17 protein-coding genes are annotated in these 19473 nt (G+C 59.5%); 11 read left to right on the top strand and 6 right to left on the bottom strand.

What is annotated here, in order from left to right:
• Window positions 1–21: 21 nt before the first annotated feature.
• Window positions 22–426 (bottom strand): hypothetical protein, encoded by a 405-nt coding sequence (locus ABIE52_RS01840; RefSeq protein WP_192712998.1) that lies wholly within the window; start codon window positions 424–426, stop codon window positions 22–24.
• 757 nt (window positions 427–1183) lie between these two features.
• Window positions 1184–1504, bottom strand: coding sequence for a transcriptional regulator (locus ABIE52_RS01845; RefSeq protein ID WP_192712997.1), 321 nt, complete (start codon window positions 1502–1504; stop codon window positions 1184–1186).
• A gap of 488 nt (window positions 1505–1992) precedes the next feature.
• Here ABIE52_RS01845 and ABIE52_RS01850 point away from each other — a divergent pair, with 488 nt between their 5' ends.
• From ABIE52_RS01850 to rffA, 6 genes are all read left to right on the top strand, one after another.
• Window positions 1993–2817, top strand: coding sequence for an acyl-[acyl-carrier-protein] thioesterase (locus ABIE52_RS01850; protein WP_192712996.1), 825 nt, complete (start codon window positions 1993–1995; stop codon window positions 2815–2817).
• Window positions 2818–3192: 375 nt separating this feature from the next.
• Window positions 3193–5280, top strand: a complete 2088-nt coding sequence (locus ABIE52_RS01855; RefSeq protein WP_192712995.1) for a lipoxygenase family protein — start codon at window positions 3193–3195, stop codon at window positions 5278–5280.
• A 35-nt stretch (window positions 5281–5315) separates the two neighbouring features.
• Complete coding sequence (locus tag ABIE52_RS01860) at window positions 5316–6470, top strand: YncE family protein (protein WP_080911164.1); 1155 nt, start codon at window positions 5316–5318, stop codon at window positions 6468–6470.
• A 102-nt stretch (window positions 6471–6572) separates the two neighbouring features.
• The gene (locus tag ABIE52_RS01865) at window positions 6573–7712 is read left to right on the top strand and encodes a beta-propeller fold lactonase family protein (protein ID WP_125461316.1); all 1140 of its coding nucleotides are present in this window, start codon (window positions 6573–6575) and stop codon (window positions 7710–7712) included.
• A 306-nt stretch (window positions 7713–8018) separates the two neighbouring features.
• Complete coding sequence (locus ABIE52_RS01870; protein ID WP_354541453.1) at window positions 8019–8228, top strand: helix-turn-helix domain-containing protein; 210 nt, start codon at window positions 8019–8021, stop codon at window positions 8226–8228.
• Between the two features lie 548 nt (window positions 8229–8776).
• Window positions 8777–9919: a dTDP-4-amino-4,6-dideoxygalactose transaminase gene (rffA, locus tag ABIE52_RS01875; RefSeq protein WP_192712993.1), complete on the top strand. Its 1143-nt coding sequence runs from the start codon at window positions 8777–8779 to the stop codon at window positions 9917–9919.
• A gap of 375 nt (window positions 9920–10294) precedes the next feature.
• Here rffA and ABIE52_RS01880 read toward each other — a convergent pair whose 3' ends face one another.
• The 3 genes from ABIE52_RS01880 to ABIE52_RS01890 form a co-directional block, all read right to left on the bottom strand.
• Window positions 10295–10624: a hypothetical protein gene (locus tag ABIE52_RS01880; RefSeq protein ID WP_037134843.1), complete on the bottom strand. Its 330-nt coding sequence runs from the start codon at window positions 10622–10624 to the stop codon at window positions 10295–10297.
• A 748-nt stretch (window positions 10625–11372) separates the two neighbouring features.
• Window positions 11373–12371: a LysR family transcriptional regulator gene (locus ABIE52_RS01885; RefSeq protein ID WP_019749958.1), complete on the bottom strand. Its 999-nt coding sequence runs from the start codon at window positions 12369–12371 to the stop codon at window positions 11373–11375.
• Between the two features lie 212 nt (window positions 12372–12583).
• Window positions 12584–14005 (bottom strand): serine hydrolase domain-containing protein, encoded by a 1422-nt coding sequence (locus ABIE52_RS01890; protein ID WP_019749957.1) that lies wholly within the window; start codon window positions 14003–14005, stop codon window positions 12584–12586.
• A gap of 90 nt (window positions 14006–14095) precedes the next feature.
• Here ABIE52_RS01890 and ABIE52_RS01895 point away from each other — a divergent pair, with 90 nt between their 5' ends.
• Window positions 14096–14740 (top strand): TetR/AcrR family transcriptional regulator, encoded by a 645-nt coding sequence (locus ABIE52_RS01895; protein ID WP_192712992.1) that lies wholly within the window; start codon window positions 14096–14098, stop codon window positions 14738–14740.
• Between the two features lie 116 nt (window positions 14741–14856).
• On the opposite strand, the gene ABIE52_RS01900 is transcribed toward ABIE52_RS01895, so the two are convergent.
• On the bottom strand, window positions 14857–15792 hold the full coding sequence (locus tag ABIE52_RS01900; protein ID WP_019749955.1) for a LysR family transcriptional regulator: 936 nt from the start codon (window positions 15790–15792) through the stop codon (window positions 14857–14859).
• A gap of 275 nt (window positions 15793–16067) precedes the next feature.
• Here ABIE52_RS01900 and ABIE52_RS01905 point away from each other — a divergent pair, with 275 nt between their 5' ends.
• From ABIE52_RS01905 to ABIE52_RS01920, 4 genes are all read left to right on the top strand, one after another.
• Entirely contained in the window at window positions 16068–16820 is a 753-nt protein-coding gene (locus ABIE52_RS01905; RefSeq protein ID WP_019749954.1) for an SDR family oxidoreductase, read from the top strand.
• A gap of 54 nt (window positions 16821–16874) precedes the next feature.
• Window positions 16875–17198, top strand: coding sequence for a nuclear transport factor 2 family protein (locus ABIE52_RS01910; RefSeq protein WP_029538874.1), 324 nt, complete (start codon window positions 16875–16877; stop codon window positions 17196–17198).
• Window positions 17199–17446: 248 nt separating this feature from the next.
• Window positions 17447–17689 carry a hypothetical protein gene (locus ABIE52_RS01915; protein WP_354541412.1) on the top strand — a complete coding sequence of 81 codons (243 nt, stop codon included), beginning with the start codon at window positions 17447–17449 and terminating at the stop codon, window positions 17687–17689.
• A gap of 399 nt (window positions 17690–18088) precedes the next feature.
• Window positions 18089–19375, top strand: coding sequence for a low temperature requirement protein A (locus ABIE52_RS01920; RefSeq protein WP_241896171.1), 1287 nt, complete (start codon window positions 18089–18091; stop codon window positions 19373–19375).
• The last annotated feature ends 98 nt before the right edge of the window (window positions 19376–19473 follow it).

Consider the following 19473-nt stretch of genomic DNA (forward strand, 5'->3'; position numbering starts at 1 on the left):
GCGCCCCGCCGTCTCGCGGGCTCACTTCCCGCCGGAGGAGTGGACCGGTCGACCTACCCACACTGAATGGGTTGGTGCGACAGCAATCCCTGCTGCGTGGCGGCCTCGGAGAATCCCGAATCGGGTGCGGCCTTCGACTACCTGCAGTCCACTGAGGTCGGGGTGGATCGCGCTGCGGTCCAGAAGAATTGGTCGTCGTACCCAGGTACCGTCCTGTTCCCATGCCGAACGAACTTCGGGGTTGGCATAGTCGCGTGTTCCGATCCAATGCTCGTGATTCTGTGCGATCTCGGCTATCAACTCGGCTTCGCGCGATCCGGTCGGGAGGCCGACGAGGGTCGCTGTGGCGATCGCCTCGCACGTCCACCGGATAATCTTCGCCGACGCTCGGTCCCGCGTGGCTCGGATCGAGCGCCGACGCAGCATCGCCGGGTCCGCATTGCCCCATGCGACCCGTACCGGCCTGCCAAAGATCTCGGTGTCGTCAATGCGTGACTTCCGAGAGACATCGTTGGACAGGCGTCGCTGACCGGCACATAGCATCGAGACTGCTCGTAACTGTGCAACCTGAACGTATTTGGTGGCCCCGACGACCACACAAGAAAGGGGACCGACGGGGCCAGTTGGATGCCCTCGCTGTCTGAAGGCACCCTCTACCGCCACGATACTGCCGTCTCACTGTCTTGGCGAGGGCGTGGAGGACAGTCCGGCTGCGTCGGGGTGGGAGGATCTGACTCGAACATGGCATGAAAGATACGGAGTAAGAGGGTAGTTCGTGATCGAAGTCAGTTGATGCCCTAAAAACATGATGAGCCTGCGAACGAAGCCGACAAACAAACGGTGTGATGTGACAAAAGATAGTTGTCGCCGCCCTTCGGCGCGTTGAATCTGCTCCGTGGTGCCATTTCGATGGAGTGCCAGGCAATCCGTGCTTCTCGCACGGGAGACGGGGGCGGCACACCAGACAGCAGGTGTGTGAAGGGCACATTTCAAGTAACGGGATCCTGCTATGCCGAGACTGTTTCTCAGGGAGTCCCGCAGCGGGGGACTCCCCGCCAACGAAAAAGCTGCTGACCAGATCGCTAAACACATCGGCGATCTCCGCGACGGGCGACGAACAACTGGCCAGGCGTGGCTGCCGTACTTGTGCCAGGTGAGGGAGAACCGCGCTCTACCCGACAGGTTACTGCTGGCCAGCTTGACGGAGCCGATCGGACATTTCGATCAGTATCTCCATCGACTCGGTCGAAAGGCCCACGCAGGCTGACAGTAGGCGACTCAAACCGAAGCTGTGCAAATCGCGAACGATCGCGGACGTGTTTGCCTCGTCCGATGCGGAAGCGTCGGACGGGTGCGGGCCGAAGAAGAAGTCAGGCGCGACCCGGAAGTAGTCGGCGAGCGCGTCGATTACGAGGTATGACGGATTGACGCGTACCCCTGTGCGTAGTTGGGAGAGATACGGAGCGGACAGTGGACAACCGCGCCGGCGAATCTCCTTCGCCACATCATGATTAGTGAGTATGGCTTCCGAGCGTGAAAACAGAGCATTGAGGTGTGTGCGGAAAACGTGTGTCCCTGCGGCGTTCACGTACTTGCCTTAAGTAGTTCTGTCGGAAGCAAAATCGATCGCACATCGCAAATGAGTTGATCGGGTTTCCGAGGATGTGTGTGGGTGTGGAGCATCCAGTATTGTCCAGCAACTCGACGTTGGCCAGGCGATTGTCCCAAACAAATCCACTTGTTCCACACAAACCTTTTGTGAAACGAGTTCTGCCCGTGTACGAACCGCGGTGCCAGGTCTTTTGTCGCCACGACGATGATGCGTTCAGCGGCCTGAACACGGTGGGCGCAACCCAGCATTGCGGTAGCTGAAGCATTGCTATACGTTGCTGGAGAAGTGCTGGAAGTCCGAACGGCGGGCGCGGTCGTCTCGGTTGACGTCCGCTGAGGCACTCAGTACCCCCCGAATGGGCAAGAGAGGCGATGCGTGCGATGGCAGAGGCGAGAGTAGATTCGCGCACGGCTGTGGACTCGAAAAGTTCATGGGCAGTCAAGGGTGCGGGAGTCCCGTCCTTCGAGGCGGAGTTTCGGGTTCGCGGCAGTGATGTAGCTCCCGATCTGACACTGCGGTTCGACAGCGTCGCAAGGTTTTTGCAGGACGTGGCGACTGACGACCTGGCGGCGTCGAGTTTCGGATCGACAGATCCCTACTGGATCGTGCGCCGCACGATCATCGACGTGCTGGAGCCGATTACGTGGCCGGGTACCGTTTCGTTGGAGCGCTGGTGCTCGGGATTGTCGACGCGGTGGGCGAATATGCGTGTGCGTATCGTCGAGATACCTGAGGTCAATGCCTTCAACCCCGCGCCCCGTCGAGCTGGGGTGATCGAAACCGAATCCTTCTGGATCAATGTCAATGTTTCCGGGTTCCCAGCGCGGATCAGTGATGAAGGGTTTCGGCACCTCTCTGCCGGGGCGCCGGAGACAAGGCTGCGGTGGAAGTCGATGAATCCGGGAGCGCCTGCCGCACATCTCGGGACCGAAGCGATCCAGGAGCGAGAGCACGTTATCCGTGCTACCGACTTCGATCCTTTCGGGCATGTGAACAACAGCGCCTACTGGGCTGTCGTCGAGGATGAATTATCTGACCACCTGGACATCAGGACAGGCCCGCATCGCGCGGTGATCGAGTACCTCAAGCCTGTTACGCCGAACTCTCGAATCATGGTACGTCGCATACGTGTTGGGGATCGATTGAGTTTGTGGCTGTTGGTGAACGGCACCGTTGTGACGACTGTCGTTGTAACGAAATGCTGATCCGAACCGACAGAGAGATATGGATAACGTTGCACTGCAGTAGAAGTCGATCCTATAAGTCTGTTTCGTCCGGTTTGTGAACTCACGGGTGGACGAACACCGGCAGGTGGGATCCGGTGCATCGATGGATGACTGAGTTCGTGGTTGCTGGCGTCGAGGTGGTCGGCAGAAGTGGCACCGCGTCGCGAACCCGGCAGTGTCAGGCCTTGCGGCGGCAACCGCTTTCTATGTTGATCCGGATCGACTCGGTATATGAACAGTGTTGGGGCACAGAGTAAGTCGCTATCACGTGTCCGTTTCGTCCAATCTCAAGGTATGTCGTTCCCTGTCACGTGCGAAACGGGGCATTCGGGGGTCGGTAGAGGAGTGTGCAATATGCAGCAACCAAGTTTGAATCGTCGGCGCCTGCTGGGCTTGTCGGCGCTCATCCCTGCGGCGTCGTTGGGCTTGACGGGAACTGCCGGGGCGGCGCCGGCGCCGCCCGGGTTCCCGGTGCCGTTGCTGCCGCAGTTCGACCCCATTCCGTGGGCGCGTCAGGCTGCGCTCGTTCAGGCTCAATCGGCTTATACCTGGACGGAGGATCTGCCCTTTCTGACGGGAATCCCCGCGGCGTATTTCGTTCCGCTGGACTCTCTGCCGACCATCGAGTGGCTGATCGAGGGCCTCGATACCGTGCTCGAATGGGCAGTGAACTTGGTCGCCTCGATTATCCCTCAGTTCAACGCCGGTGCGACAGGAACATTGGCCGATACTCAAAACGACCTGCGGGCGAAGCAACAACGGTCGGCGGAGTTGAACGCGAGGTTCACCTCGCTGGGCAACGGCAAATACAACATGCTGGGGGACCGCACCTCGGACGCGTACGTGACGGCGACTGCGGAAGAAGCCGCTCAAGCGACGATGCTTCAATCCGAGGCGATGGATCTGTTTCAACAGATTCTCATCCTGTTGGGAAACCTGCGGACCAATGTGCAGGCATTGCTCGAGACGAATCAGAGCATCGGCAGTTTCGGCACGCACGACGGTTTGGCGAGGTACAACGCCATCTGGCAGACGATGCCGATACCTGGTGCCGCGGAGAACCTGCATGACGACAACTTCTTCGCGTACTTGCGGATCGCCGGTGCGAACACGAATGTCATCGAGCGTGTCGAGGGCATGTTGCCGGACAAGTTCCCTCTCACCGACGAGCAGTACAGAAAAGGGTTGGGCGCAGATGATTCGCTCGACGCGGCGATCGGTGCCGGAAGATTGTTCATCACGGACTACGCCGAGTTGGGGAAACTGGCGCCGGAGCATGCCACCTACAAGATCCTGACCGGCGACGGATACAACTCGGCACCCGTAGCAGTCTTCGCTATCGCGCCCGGCGGCACCAAACTACAACCGGTAGCCATCCAATGTGGTCAGGATCCGGCAACGGCTCCGATGTTCGTACGTCCCGCACCTGATGACCAGAAACACTACTGGGGCTGGCAGATGGCGAAAACGGTGGTGCAGACCGCCGACTTCAACCATCACGAGATGTTGGCTCATCTCGGTCGTGCCCATTTAGTCTCGGAAGCATTCGCACTCGCGACGAACCGGACGCTGGCACCGAATCACCCGTTGTCAGTTCTTCTCAAACCACACTACGAGGGCGACCTTTTCGTCAACTTCCTGGCAGCGACCATCATCTTGCCCCCGAATCTTTTCGCCGACATGATCCTCGCAGCTCCGCTTCCCGACATCTTGGATTCTGTCGGGCAGGACCGGCTCGACTGGCATTTCTACGAGCGTATGCCGCATCGTGATTTCGCGCGTCGCGGCGTCGACGATGCCAACGTGTTGTCCGAGTTCCCCTATCGTGATGACGCCCTATTGGTGTGGAGTGCCATCGAGGACTGGGTCGAGGACTACGTTCGGATCTATTACGAATCCGACAGCGACGTCCTCGGAGACACGGAGTTGGCAGCGTGGGTGCATGAAGTCTCCTCGATAGGCAAAATAAACGGGTTTCGGCCGATCACGTCCGTCGATCAGTTGATCGAGGTCATCACCATGGCCATCTACACCGCGAGCGCGTATCACGCGTCGGTGAACTACCCACAGGCCCATCTGATGACGTACGCCCCTGCCTCTGCCGGGATGATGTCGACTCCACCGCCGGCGACCGTCGAGGGCCACACCGAAGCGGACTGGATCAAGATGCTGCCCAACTTACTGACCTCGTTGGCGCAGTTCTATTTTCTCAACACTCTGGGAACGCTCTACTATCGCCCTCTGGGTGACTACCGGACGAATATTTTCCCATTTCCGCCGTCCTTCGGCGATCCGCGGGTCGCAGACAAAGACGGTCCGTTGCAACGCTTCCGAAGTTCGCTTCAGGATATCGAGGCCGAGATCCATCGACGAAATCAGTCCCGATGGCAACCGTACGAGTACCTGTTGCCCAGCAATATCCCGTCCAGCACCAATGTCTGAGTTCGTTTCTCGATCCAACTTTGAGGATGTATGACATGCCGGTAGTGTCCCGTCGTTTCACGTGCGCTGCAGTTGTCAGTGTTGCCGTTGCACTCGTGGTGGCGACGCCTTCGACTGCGACAGCGCAAGGTTCGCTCGATACGAGTTCCTCTCCTGCGCTCGACGAACCGTATGTCGGCGGCCCGGAAGGCGAACTGTTCATTCCGGAGGTCGACAATGACACGGTCGCGGTCATGGACACGGCGACGAACACCATCACAGAGCGAATTCCGCTGGATGTTCCTGTAGGACCGTCACATCCGGCTGTCTTGGCGAAGACGCCGGACGGCAGCAAGATCTACACCGACAATTTCGGATTGTTGTCACCGTCGATATCGATCATCGATCGCACGAACGACACCACAGTCACCATGCCGGTCGAGTCGGTCCCGTTGGGAATCTTCACATCTGGCGACGGGAAAGAGATCTACATTCCCGAGATGGGGTTTGTGGTAGAGGTTCTCGACGTCGCCACCGATACGATTGTCCGGCGGTTGCGTTTCGATGATATTCCGGCAGGCGCTATGGCAGGTCCCGACGGGCTGATGTACGTCGGGTTCGTGAGCGGGTTGATCGGTGCCTACGATCCCGTCACCGGAGCGACGGTCAAGCCGCCGATCTGGGCGGGCGGACTGGCAACGTTCTGGTACAGCTTCACCCAGGACGGGAAGAAACTGTATACGGACACGGTCAATTCGATCGGCGTCATCGACGTCGAGAAATGGGAGTTGACAAAAACGATAGCGAGCGAGGAGAACGGAGTCGGAGGGTTGATGAACCCGGGCGCCTTCACGTCCGAAATTTCCCCTGACGGGCGAAAGCTGTACGTGACACGTTTCGGTAAGAACGGTGTGATGGTCTTCGACACCACCGACGACAAACTCCTCGGCGTCATTCCCACAACCGGGGATGTGATCGGACTGACGTTCAGTGCCGATGGGTCACGTGGATACATCTCCGATTCGGGCCCGACGTCCCGTAATGTTCCCGGCCCGATTGGCGAGGCAATCACGTTCATGAATCTGATCACGATTGGTTTCCTCGGCCCCGGCACGCTGATCACGTTCGATCCGGACACTGATCACATCCTCGACACCACCGCCACTGCCCCCGGCCCCGGCATTCCAGCGTGGGTGCCGCACCTTGACTGAACCCCGAAATTCCGCAGATCTCGCTTGCGAAACTCCGTGATCGGCACGCCCCCACGCCGGATCACGCACACCAATCCGCACTACCCATAGAAACGACACCCCATGCCATCGAAGAAGACCCAACGATCGACGGTGACCCGTCTGTTGGCGGCCGCCGTGACGGTCGGTGCAATCCTGACTTTTCCTGTTGCCGCACAAGCCAACCCGTCGATATCAGGAAGCACGAGCGGTCCGGACGGACTGATCTGGATGCCGAACTACGGCGCGAATTCGGTAGTCGGGTTCGATCCGGACACCCTCGACAAGGTCAAGGAGATCCCTTCCGTCGGTGATCACCCGCTGGTGATCAAGATGTTGCCGGATCAGTCCAGAATGTTCGTGGGAAACTTCGGGCCGTTGAGTTGGAACGTGTCGGTGATCGACATGAAAACGGAATCGGTGATCAGCCGCATCCCAACTCTCGGACCGGCATACGCCGTCTCGATTCTCTCGCACGACGGGCGATACCTGTTCGTACCGACCGGGGCATCGGTAGTGCACGTGATCGACACCCAGTCGCTGCAGATCGTGCGGACGTTGCCCATCGCGTTGCCGCCTGCGCCGGCGCACCTTGAGTTGTCTCCCGACGATTCGACGATGTACGCGTTCTCCACCGCAGGAACCATCACGAAGTACGACGCCGTCACCGGGGCACCGTTGGCGCCGCCACTGTTTTTGGGTGGGTTTGTGCCAGGTTGGGGGGCAGTCAGCGCCGACGGCAACACCATCTATGCAGTCAACTTCTTCTCTGGCTTGACCACCATCGACGCACGGAGCTGGACCGTGAGAAAGGTGCTGCCGATGGAGCTGACCGACGGCCCCCTCTCGGCGACATTGAGTCCGGACGGGAAAGAACTGTGGCTGTGCAACTACTTCGGCAAAGAAATCATCGTCATCGACACCGAGACGGGAGAGCCGAACCGGACGATCCCAACCGAGAACACGCCCGTGTACGTGGGGTTCTCGGCGGAGGGCGACAAGACTTACGTCAGTTCCGTTGACGGGACCTCAGGAGTTTTGGGCAATGTACCCGAACTTCCTTTCCTCCATGACGCCGTCGACGCATACGGATTGTTGAACGCGTACGCGGCGGCGCCGTTGAATCTCGACACGGTCTTGACCGCCTACGACACCGATACCTTCACCGAGATCGATTCGACCACGCTCAAGGGAGCACTAGTGGCCGGCGTTTATCCCGGCTGACCTCGCGAGCCATGCGACTGACAGCCGTCCGGCCACCACATTCCCACCGATGTGCTGATGAGGGCTGTTGCTGCGAGCGGGCTTCGGTGAACAAATGCAGGGTGGTGCGGGCCTGGCCGAGCAGAGAACTCAATGCCGAACGGATTCGACCACTGCCCGCGCATGGTCGACGAGCCGAACTGCCAAGCGGGTGAGCCTGACTCGCACGAGGTGCACGCCAGGTATCCCATTTTTTGCACGCCGGAGACTGTTGTCAGGAAGCTGAGAGTCATGGAGTCATTTGAGAGGCCCATTGTCGAGTAGAGGCTGACGTCCGGCCAGGTTGCGGCGATGTTCGGTGTCAATTCGGGCACTGTCGTGCGATGGGCACGCGCCGGCAAGATCGGCACGATGACGACGTCGGGCGGGCATCGGCGCTACCGGTTGAGCGAGGTTCGGGAGCTTCTGCGCGAGTTGGAGAGTAGCGGTTCCGACAGTGTGATCGGAGTCGGCCGTGTTGTGCCACGATCGGCTTGAGATCCCGCCAGCGCAATGGTTTCACGTTGTCGGTTACTTCGGGAGAGCTTTCGGCTAGCGGTGACCGAAAGCGCGTGAACCGCGTGTTTGCGTGCTCGGAGGCGAGGCGCGGCGCTCATGTTCACAGGGCCCGGCATGTATGCGAGAAATTCGTGGTCAACGAGAAGGAAGGGATAGACAGGGGTAAGTGAGCAGTACCATTATCTGGGGCGGAACTCCTGAACGCGTCGGTGATCATGTTGACCTTGTTGAGCACTTGACTGTTTGTCGGATGCGTGACGAATTCCCCATTCCTCCCCCCGGGAGGATCAATAATTGCAATCGAATGGGCGCCAGTAGTGGTACCCGGACAAGGAGTCTCGCGTGTCGAGCACAGAAGTTTTTCAGGCTGTTGTTGTCAAACCGTTGTTCACCCTGCCGGTGGAAATGTTGCGAATCGTCCAGCAAGTGGTCGGAGTCGTTCATTTCTAGCTCACTCAACACGCCGAAGGCTTCGGCTGGGATGCATGGCTTTCCGCGCGATCGTATCCTTTCCTTGGTAGGTTGTTGTGAGCACTGATCGCATCATCTTCTCCCGCCCCTATCGGGCATCGAACGAATTGTCGAATCTGGCAACGGTTCTGGAGTCCGATCACATTCACGGTGACGGACGTTTCACCAAGTCCGCGACTGCAGCACTCAAAGCGATCACCGGATCCACGCATGCTCTGCTGACCACCTCGTGCACGCACGCACTCGAATTGGGTGCGCTGCTACTCGAATTGGGCCCGGGCGACGAGGTAATAGTTCCGAGCTTCGCGTTCAGTTCGGCGGCAACCGCCGTCGCGTTGCGCGGTGCCATTGTTGTTTTCGTCGACATCGATCCGAGTACCGGCAATATCGATCCCGACTGCGTCGCAGCGGCAATCACGGAACGAACGAAAGCAGTACTGGTCATGCATTACGGCGGAGTCGCCGCCGACATGGAACCCCTCCTCGACCTCGCGGAACTCCACGGCGTCGCGTTGATCGAAGACAACGCTCACGGGCTCGGCGGAAAGTGGCGCGGGCGGGCGCTCGGCACCATCGGAACTATCGGTACGCAGAGTTTTCACGACACCAAGAACGTTCACTGCGGCGAGGGTGGCGCGCTGTTGCTCTCCGACGATCAACTGATGACCCGCGCCGAAATCATCCGTGAGAAGGGGACCGACCGTGCGCGTTTCCTGCGCGGCCAGGTCGACAAGTATTCGTGGCAGGACATCGGGTCGAGCTATCTGCCCAGTGAACTCAATGCCGCTGTCCTCGACGCACAACTCTCGGAGTTCGACGCGATTCAGGCGGCCAGGCATCGCGTCTGGGATGCCTACAGCGTGAGTCTGGGCGAGTGGGCGTCCGAGAACGGTGTCGTTCCCATGGCGGTTCCCGAAGATCGCGAGCACACCGCGCACCTGTTCTATCTCAAGATGCCTACCGAAGAGAGCCGCGACGGCTTGATTCGGCATCTCGCCTCCGACGGAATCGTGGCGCCGTTCCACTACATTCCGCTCGATACGAGTGCGGCCGGTGTGCGCTACGGACGAACACCGGAGCCGTGTGTGCGTAGCGCCGAGTTCTCCGCGTCGATCCTTCGGCTCCCGCTGTGGCCCATGCTCACGTCCGAACAACAGGAACGGGTCATCGGTTCGGTCCTCGAGTACAAGGGCATCTGAACAAAGAACCGCTAGAATAGGCGAGGGAATCTTTCCGAACGATCATTGTCTGCGGGAATGCCGCAGTGGTTCTTCTCCTCGACGTCGCTAGAGTTCGTGAGACCGCGACGGGCGCAAAGGGAAAAGTCCTTTGCTGTTCTAGTGTCGGGGAGGGCTGAAGTCCCGATATTCGGGTGGGCGAACTCAGTTACCGCGTACGGAAGGTAGGCGGGGGCTCCTCGGAGCCGGCTTACGCGAAGCTTGTGCACGCGGCGCGTGAACTGTCCGGTTCCTCTGAGTGCGTGGGAGCACGGGCGGCGCCGTCAACTTCGTCCCACCTAGTGGCCGCCGGGTCTGGAGGACCCACCGAGAGCTGCGGGCGGTCCTCCGCAGCGATCACTTGCCACCCGATGGTTCCGTTTTCCCTTTGCGTTTCGCCTGGTGCATAACAGCGTCTGCGATCTCAAGCAGCGTCTCCATACCGTGATCCGGAGCGTCGGGTGTACCGCCGAACGGTGCTAAGGCATTCACCGACTCGCGCGGCTGCACCGTCTGTGCTCGGACTGTCACGAACGCGTCGCCGAAGATTGGACTATTTCTTGGAGCACAGGCAACGGTTGTGGAGTTGATTTCGGTGAACTGCGTGCGGAGTTCCGGGGCTGGCGCACTTTTGTCGCGCGCCGTAAACCGCTCAGCGTCAACCGGATTCTGTGCGAGCGAGACCATGCAGGTCCTCAGTCTCGGATCGCCCTTCCTCGTGGCCGGTAGGTAAAGGGCGATCACCAATGGCGTTGTAAAGAGTGAAGGTCAATTCTTTCGCGTTAATCAGCCGCGGACGACTCGGAGGAGGGCCGCTTCGATCTCGGTTGGCGGTCTTCCGGCGTATTCGCGGTAAACGGCACGAGTGCAGGTTGCAGCGTGGTACGGCCCGATGGTCGGGGTCGGGGTCGGGGTCGGGGTCGGAGCCATCGACCCGAACTTTCACACACGCGACCAGCGTATTCCACTCCTCGGGAATTTTGGAAGCGATTATCGGGGTCCCGATTGGCGTACGCAGAGAGCAATACTAGCGCTCAAGTTACGGTGACTCTGGTCGTTAGAAGTGCCTGTCGTCGTTTGAGAAGGCTCAGTCGCCAGCCCCACAGAGTTCGGACCCATCGCCATGTTCGCATATTCTTCGATTACGACCGCTTCGTGGCGCTGGTTCTCACACCCGCGGAAGTCATTGGAGTCCAAGGCAAGTCGCACTCGGGTTCCGACGGCGATCATAGGCGGGGCTGTGGTGTCCTTATCGGTCATATCTGATTCGCGCAGAGCAATTATGTCGCAATCGCGTCGCGGCGTGACTCTCTCAGCGGCGCCCCGATCACGGCGCCCATAGGAGGGGGCATCGCATGCAGCGACCGACGACGTCTGGGCGATGAAATCAGACCAAGCGATCATCGACCCATGTGGTGCTTCTCGTTCACAGTGCTCATCGGGAGGGGATGGTCGAGCCGAAAGATTCGGCGTTGTTGTGGCGGGCACGGTGAGCGTCGAGGAGTGTGCGTCGTAGTGGATTGTGTGTGTGGGGAAGCCAGTGTGCCTGCAGTGGCGCGAGCGGTGCCGGAGAAGCGGTGATGACTGCGACTTGTCCGCGATGATAGAGGCCGGGGGCGGCCGTGACGAGTGCGTAGTAAGGGGTTCCGATGACCGCAGCGGTCGGAGTGATGCCTTGGAAGTTTGCTGTCGCGGTGGAAGGTTCGAGCCCCGCTTGGTGACAGATCGCGACTAGGAAATGCGCATGGGGGCTGTTGACGTCGCGGGGAAGTATGAGGGTGTCGTTGGCGAGTTCGCTGAAAGCGATGCCGTCGCAGTCGGCAAGGCGGTGCTCGCGGGCAAGTGCGACGGTGATGGGAGTTCGTGCGATGACCGTCGACGCCAGATGGTCGTCGTCGGCTCTGCTTCGGGTCAGTGCGATGTCGGCTCGGCCGCTGCGCAGTTCGGTGTGGAGTTCTTCGAATGCGATCTGCCGCAGGACGATCGCTGTTTCAGGTAGAACCTCCACTGCGGTGATGCTGAGGTCGGCGAGGTCATCGGCGATGACCTCGGAGGTGAACGCTACTGTCAGCGGCTGCTTTTGTGATGTCTGGGCGGCGTGGATTCGTCGAGTGAGCGCGGATGCTGCATCCAGAAGGGGTGCGGCTCCCTCGCGGAGGACGATACCCGACGAGGTGAGTTCGAGGCGTTTTCCTGCTCTCGTGAACAGGTTAACCCCGAGGTCCCGTTCGAGGGATTTGATCGACGCACTCACCGCTTGCTGTGTGAGGTAGAGCTCGCTCGCCGCCCTGGTGATGTTCAGATGCTTGGCAACTGTCGCGAACTGCGTGACTCGATGCAGGTCAAGCGGTGAGCGCGATGCCGGCCCAGGAGCGAGCAGTGCTGCCGATTCGGCAACTGGACGCCGTTCTGTTGTCGAGTCCAACGCTGTCACCGCCCTGTCTTTTTGTCGTATGAGAGGTGGCTAACTCTAAGGTAACTAGCGAGATATAGATAGAAGGTCTGGGCGTTCAAATGCGTTCGACGTCATCATGGGTGACCACCTACGACACGGACTGTCGTCGTTCCGGTCGTGGGTGACGTCGATGGGCATTGAATACAGAAACTTGCCGCCAGAACGGGATGCACAGCGAAAGGTTGTTTGGGCTATTGTCCGATTCGATGGGGCGTCTGCGGGCTGATGGGGGCGCACACGAGCAGCACGCAGCCAGGAGGCGCTGCGGACAGCGGCGAGCGTGCCGCTTCGTCGGAGTTCGGACCGAGCCCGAGTGCATGGGAGGAGATGTCGATGTCGAACAGACCGTCCGGGTCGAGGTCGAGATTCATCTGCGGGACGTACGGCGGAACCATAAGGCCCTCCTGGGGCAGCGCCGCGCTCAACGCATTGAAAAAATTCGAGTACAGCTCGCTGGCGAGTGAGGCGCTCAATACAGTGCTGGGATCCGGCGAAACGTCACCGAGAAGACCTGTCCATGTGACCTGGAGTCCTAAGCTCGGGATGATGAAGTTGTTCTGCTGCAGGAAGCCGACCATGGCGTATCCGTCGTCGGGAAGGCCCGCCATCGGTGCGACGTCTGTTGTCTTCGTCGATGGAACGCTGGGGCCCGTGCAGGGTGTCTTGTTCAGCCAGAACAGAAATCCGTAACACGGGTTGGAGGCGGAAGGTTCGCGCAGCGCGGCGATGTAGTCCGCTGAGATCACCTCACGTCCATTCCAGGACCCGTTGTTCGCCATCAGCATTCCCAGCCGCGCGAAATCGTTGGGCGGCAAGAACAACAGCGCGAATCCGTAGGTGTGCCCAGTTCGATCGCGGGCCCAGTAATAGTCGTTCGGAGCAATCCCGATCGGATCGAACAATTCTCTTTGTGCGAAGCTCTGCAAGTCCTCTCCGACCGCATTTTGCAGTACGTACCCGAGCAGGTCTGGACCGAGTTGTGAGTATTGGAATCTTTCGCCTTGAGGATGAAGGATCGGCGCGTCGAGCGCAGTCTTCGGCGCATTGACCGTCATATCAAGGAGGCTGGGAAACGCCTCTGACAGGATTGCTTGGTCGAGACCCGAGCTTTGCGTCAGCAGGCTTCGAACCGTGATCGCTCGGTGCGCAGTGTCACCTTCGTCCTCGGGCAAGTAGTTGCCGATGGGTGCTTCGACGTCGAGAAGCCCGTGGGTCACCGCAACACCGGCGATCATCGAAACGACGCTTTTGGTGCCACTCATCAGGTTTCCTGGGATGTTTCCGGATATGTCGTTGAACGGGCCCTCGCCGACGAGGCAGTTGTACCGAAAAACCTGGATGTTGGTGCGCATACGCGAGGTGGCGAAGTCGATTGCGCGTTGTAATGCAGCTCCGTCCATCTCCACTTGCTCTGGGCGGGCATGCTCGAACCCGTCGGGCGCCGACGGGGGCGCCGAACATTCATGTCTGGTCGCAGTCGAGGGTTCGCTATCGGCGGTGGCGAGCGCCGGCGCCACGCCCGTCCCGAACACTGCGCCCGCGAGGAAAAGAGCTCCTACTGTCTGCCGAAGATATGACAAGCCGAACACCGCTTCCTTGATGACGTGAATCACACTCGCTGACGGGAGTACTGTCTACCACAGATATACCGAACGGTAAATCCGATATTGAGGATCGGCAGAAAGTCAGTAGAGTCGCGAGTGATGAACGCCACCACCAACGAGCGGAGTCCGGCGCCCCGTCGCCATGGACGCACTCAGATTGCCGTCGTCGACATACTTGTCGCTGCCACTACCGTCTTCGCGAACGAGGGGTTCGATGCTGCAACGGTAAATAGGCTCGCCGCTGTCGCGGGCACCACCAAACCCACGCTCTACAAGCACTTCACCGACAAGCAAGGACTCTTCAACGCCTGTCTCGACCGTGAACTCCGTCATGCGGAGACCTTTCTTTTTCGAGCCTACGATTCGGCGACGGATCTCTCCAACCGCAGCGAGATTCGCGCTCATGTGCAAGCGTTCTTCGACTACGCCGACCAACGCCCCGACGGCTTTCGGCTGATGTTCGATACCGGCGGCCCGCTCGGACGGCACACCGAATTTATCGATACCGTCGTCGAACGTAATGCCATCCGGATCTGCCAAACGCTCGTCGCTGCAGGACATCACGATGCGAACGCTCGCGCCCGTGAGATTGCCGCATACTCCGTCGGCGCATGCATCTACGGAGCCCGGCAATCGATACTCACCGAGGAGCCAGGCAACGACATCAGAGGTCAACTGGCATCAGAATTCGTCTTCAGTGGGATCGTGGGAGCGGTAGCACATTTGCTGGAGCCGAAGCCTTAGCTCGGGACGTAGTCAGGGTTGAGCCTTGCCCTCTTGGGCCAACGACGCCTGTGACGGGTATGAGCGTCACAACGGTGAAACTTTGCGCCAGGGTTCGCCGAGCGAACCGTCGTGGGTCAAATCGGCTGAGTGAACGGTCCGGGCCGAGTCTCCAGAAGTGCATTGCGGGGTTGGGAGATGGTGTGCGGCAGCCAGATTGCTTGCATCGGTACCTTGGGGGCGTCGGTCAAGCTCTTTACGACGACCCTTCCTTCGAGTGCTGGGCCGGGCGTGGCGGTGACCAGGGCTACGTAGTCGTTTCCCGCGACGGCTGTGACCGGTGGTGTTCCTTGAATGGGGTTCACGGTGTGTGTGGGTTCGAATCCTGCCCGACGGCACGATGAAATGAGGAAGTCGGTATAGAAGGAATGCATGGGCGGTGCCCAGACGATCAAGGTGTAATCCGCGATGTCCGCAAGCGCGAGGTCCGGACGTTCTGCGAGCGGATGTGATGCGTCGACAGCAATGCGGAGTTCGTTGTATCCGAGGACAGCGGCAGCAAGATCGGACGGTGTACTCACGCCCCGGCGCAGTCCGACGTCCACTGTGTGATCGAACAATCCTCGTTCGATGTCATCGAGGAACATTTGTCGCACCGTGATGGAAACTTCCGGCGAGGCAAGGCGAACCGGTGTGATCAGATGGAAGGCTTCTTCGGCGGTGATAGCGGGAGTATGCGCTACGACGAACGCTGGTACCCGCTCGTGTGCGGCTTGGCGCGTAGCTGTGGCGAGCGCTTCCGCTGCGGCGAGCAAAGTGGGTGCTCCTTCTCGAAGCTTGTGTCCGGCGGGGGTGAGGACGAGGCTGCGGCCGTGAGGGGCGAAAAGTGCTGTGCCGATCTGCTTCTCGAGTTGACGCATCGCCGCACTCATCGCTTGTTGTGTCATGAACAACGAATGTGCTGCCCGGGTGAGGCTTCCGCTGTCGGCAACGGCGACGAATTGCGAGAGACGACGAAAATCGATCGAACTTGCGGCACGGGCAGTTTCTGATGGATCGTCGATGTCACTCACGTACCACTCCTTCGATTCCAGGTAAGCACAAGCAATAGTTGTCGAAACACCAATAAGCGATGCTTTTGGCTTGTGCGTACTCACTGTAGCGTGAACTGGACTCGACGCCTGGAGTCATGACCCAGCGCGGTTGGGTCGGCCTGCATCGCGACATCTCGTGACGGCGACTGTAGGTATTCAGTAAATTATCAGCGATCTTACTTTGAAGTAAGATAGCGTGTGGCGGTCAGGATGATCTCTTCGCGTACACACGACCTCGAAGGACGGGACCAGATATGTCGAATTCGTTGCAGGGCAAGTCCGCGATTGTGGCCGGAGGTGCCAAGAACCTCGGCGGCTTGATCAGTACGACGTTGGCCGGGCAGGGTGTCAATGTTGCAGTGCACTACAACAGTGGCAGCAGTGAAGCGGACGCCGACAGGACTATCGCCGCAGTCGAGGCCGCAGGCGCCAAAGCGGTCAAGGTTCAGGCGGATCTGACACAGGTGTCGAACGTGGAGAAGTTGTTCGACACCGCGATCGATGCTTTCGGCAGCGTTGACATCGCGGTGAACACCGCAGGTAAGGTTCTGCGCAAGCCGATCCTGGAAACCTCTGAAGCAGAGTATGACTCGATGCTCGATATCAACGCGAAAGCTGCCTATTTCTTCATCAAGGAGGCTGGCAAACGGCTCAACGACGACGGTAAGATCATCACGATCGTAACCGCGTTGTTGGCGGCGTTCACCGACGGCTACTCGACGTACGCAGGTGGTAAGAGCCCGGTCGAGCACTTCACCCGTGCTGCGTCCAAAGAGTTCGGCGCCCGCGGAATCTCGGTGAACAGCATTGCCCCCGGCCCGATGGACACCCCCTTCTTCTACGGTCAGGAAACGCCGGAGCGAGTGGAGTTCCACAAGTCACAGGCAATGAAGAATCAGCTCACGCAGATCGAAGACATCGCGCCGATCGTCCGGTTCCTCGCTGACGAGGGATGGTGGATCACCGGTCAGACTCTCTTCGCCAACGGCGGCTACACCACCCGCTGACTTGGATCCGAATATCCAACAGGCCCAGGACAGGGCCAGGGAAGGCGTAATCCGATGACCGAGACAGTGTCCGCTCCTATTGCTCGCTTGATCGATGCCACCAACGCGGGTGATGTCGAGTGTTTTCTCGATGCCTTCACTTTCGACGGCATAGTCGACGACTGGGGCCGCGAATTTACCGGGCGAGACGAGATCCGGGCATGGAGTGATGCCGAGTTCCTTGGCAAGCAAGTCACTTTGGAGGTCCGAGATGTCGCTGTCACGGGCTCCGGGGTGGTCCTCGTCGCGCAAGTGGGCGGCAATGGATTTAACGGACCGAGCACCTTCACCTTCACTGCCGATGCAAACAAGGTGTTGAAGATGAGCATTCGGGCCTGAGGGCGCACACGACATATTCGGGGACGGTTGTTCCACTGTGTGACAGTTCGCCCTGCACCTCTCGATGCGTGCACGTAGACGCTCACCGAAAGGGCCGTTGCGTTAGTGTCCTGGCCACCCAAAGGGCGGCCAGGACACTAACGTTTCATTCGTGTTGATGACCGTAACATGCTGTAGTTAAAGGATTTTCGGCGATCTCGCGCAATGTGTGTCACAGTGTGACCATGCGAACTATGGTGATAATTTCTGTGGGCATTCTACTAGCTTTGGTCTTCCTGGCGGCCGGAGCACGAAGCCCCGCAATTGGCGTGCGCCGGGCAGCAGGTGCATTTGTGGGTATGTGGGCGATCACGACGATCGCAAACATGGCATGGGGCGTACACGAGGGTTACTCCGCGGCTGAGGAACTTCCGATCCTGGTGGCCAACTTCCTTCCCGCATCTGTCGTCGCGGCCGTAGGTGGCCTCGTGCTCGGCCGCGACGACCGATAGCTGCCCAAGCTGGAATCGGCGCGCACGCTCAGCTCAGCGGATGCGAATCACAACGCCTACCTTCACTTCCCACAGTTCCCCGCGGGCGTCTGATGGTCATACTGAAACCCGGGTCGCGATCGAGATAGTAGCGGTACGGCGGTGTCGGGCTCGCATTCGGAGAGGACCCGACCACATTCCAGTTTTCACAGATATATGCGCAATTCCCGGAACTGCAACAATTTTGGGGCGAGCGTCTGGCATCAACGGTGTCGAGAGCGCGGGACGGCCCGAACACAAATGAACGGACCCCCGGATTACGCCTTGACCCGTTGCGCCCTCGAGTCGGCCGCCGATCAGGAATACCGACGAGGGCGGGCGTACTTCTCCGCAGAAGACGAACGACGGAATAGGACAACAATGAGTACCGACGATTTATGCAGTGGGCAGGCGGAGGGTATGCGGTCGCGTCTGATCGCTATGACCGGCCGCGACCCGAGTGAGCAAGGGCGTGCTTCGTCTCCGTTGGAGTTGTTGTTCGACTTGACGTTCGTGGTCGCGGTCGGCACTGCCGCGTCGCAATTCGCCGAGATGCTCTCGGCAGGACATGTGTTCTCGGCGACGGCGGCCTTTGTTCTGGCGATGTTTGCAATCTGCGTGGCCTGGATCAGCTTCAGTTGGTTCGGATCAGCATTCGACACCGATGACTGGCTGTACCGCACTCTGACGATGATTCAGATGATCGGCGTTGTGGTGTTCGCGTTGGGAATCCCGCCGATGTTCCACTCCGTCGAGGTCGGAGAACACCTCGAAATGCGTCTCATGGTCGTGGGTTACGTGGTGATGCGGTTGGCGATGGTGCTCCAATGGTGGCGTGCTGCTCGCTCGTCAACCGAGTACAGAGTCACTGCATGGGCAAACATCCGGTGGATAGTGATTGCTCAGGTTGGTTGGGTGGTTGTCGCCTTCACCGGACTGCCGAACGGTGTCCTCATTCCTCTGCTTTTCGTGATCGGTTCCCTGGAACTCTTGTTGCCCGTAATCGCTCAAGGTGCTGCGGGCGGCACGCCCTGGCATCCGCATCATGTCGCGGAAAGGTACGGACTGTTTGCCATCATCACTCTCGGCGAGGGCGTCGTCGGCACTGTCGCGTCGTCGGCGGGATTGCTGGGGGGATCGGACGGGATGACATGGACCGTAAATACCATCGCCGTTGTGGTGGCGGGGGTCGGCCTTACCTTCGGCTTGTGGTGGGCGTATTTCATCACACCGTTCGGAGAGATGCTCGAGCGTCGACGCGGGCGCGGTTATCTGTTCGGATACGGCCACATCCCGCTGTTCATCGGGACGGCGGGGGCTGGGGCGGGCCTGCACGTTGCTGGCTTGTACCTCGAGCATCACAGCGTTCTCGGCGGGGTGGCGGTGGTGCTTTCGCTGGCGGTGCCCGTTGCCTTGTACCTGGCGATCGTGTACTCGTTGCACGCGGCGTTGATGTCGTCGGGGGATCGTCTCCACCTCATATTGATTGCGACTACGGCGGTAGTTCTCGTCTCGGCGGTCGCAGTTGCGGTGATCGGAGCGCCGTTTGCGATGTCACTGATGTTGATAATGCTGGCGCCATTTGTGACGGTGATCGGGTATGAGACTGTTGGACGCGAGCGTCAGGTCGAGATGCTCGCTGCCCTCCGTGTTAAGGACGTTGCTTAGTAGATAGGGTGCGAAAAGTGGGCTACGTCCTGTAAGTAGTTCTGTCGCAAGCAAGTTGATCACACAGGGTTTCGATGTGGGTTGAGTGGGTTTCCGGC

Origin of the sequence: Rhodococcus sp. OAS809 (genome assembly GCF_040546695.1) — a bacterium.
Lineage (GTDB): Bacteria > Actinomycetota > Actinomycetes > Mycobacteriales > Mycobacteriaceae > Rhodococcus_F > Rhodococcus_F qingshengii.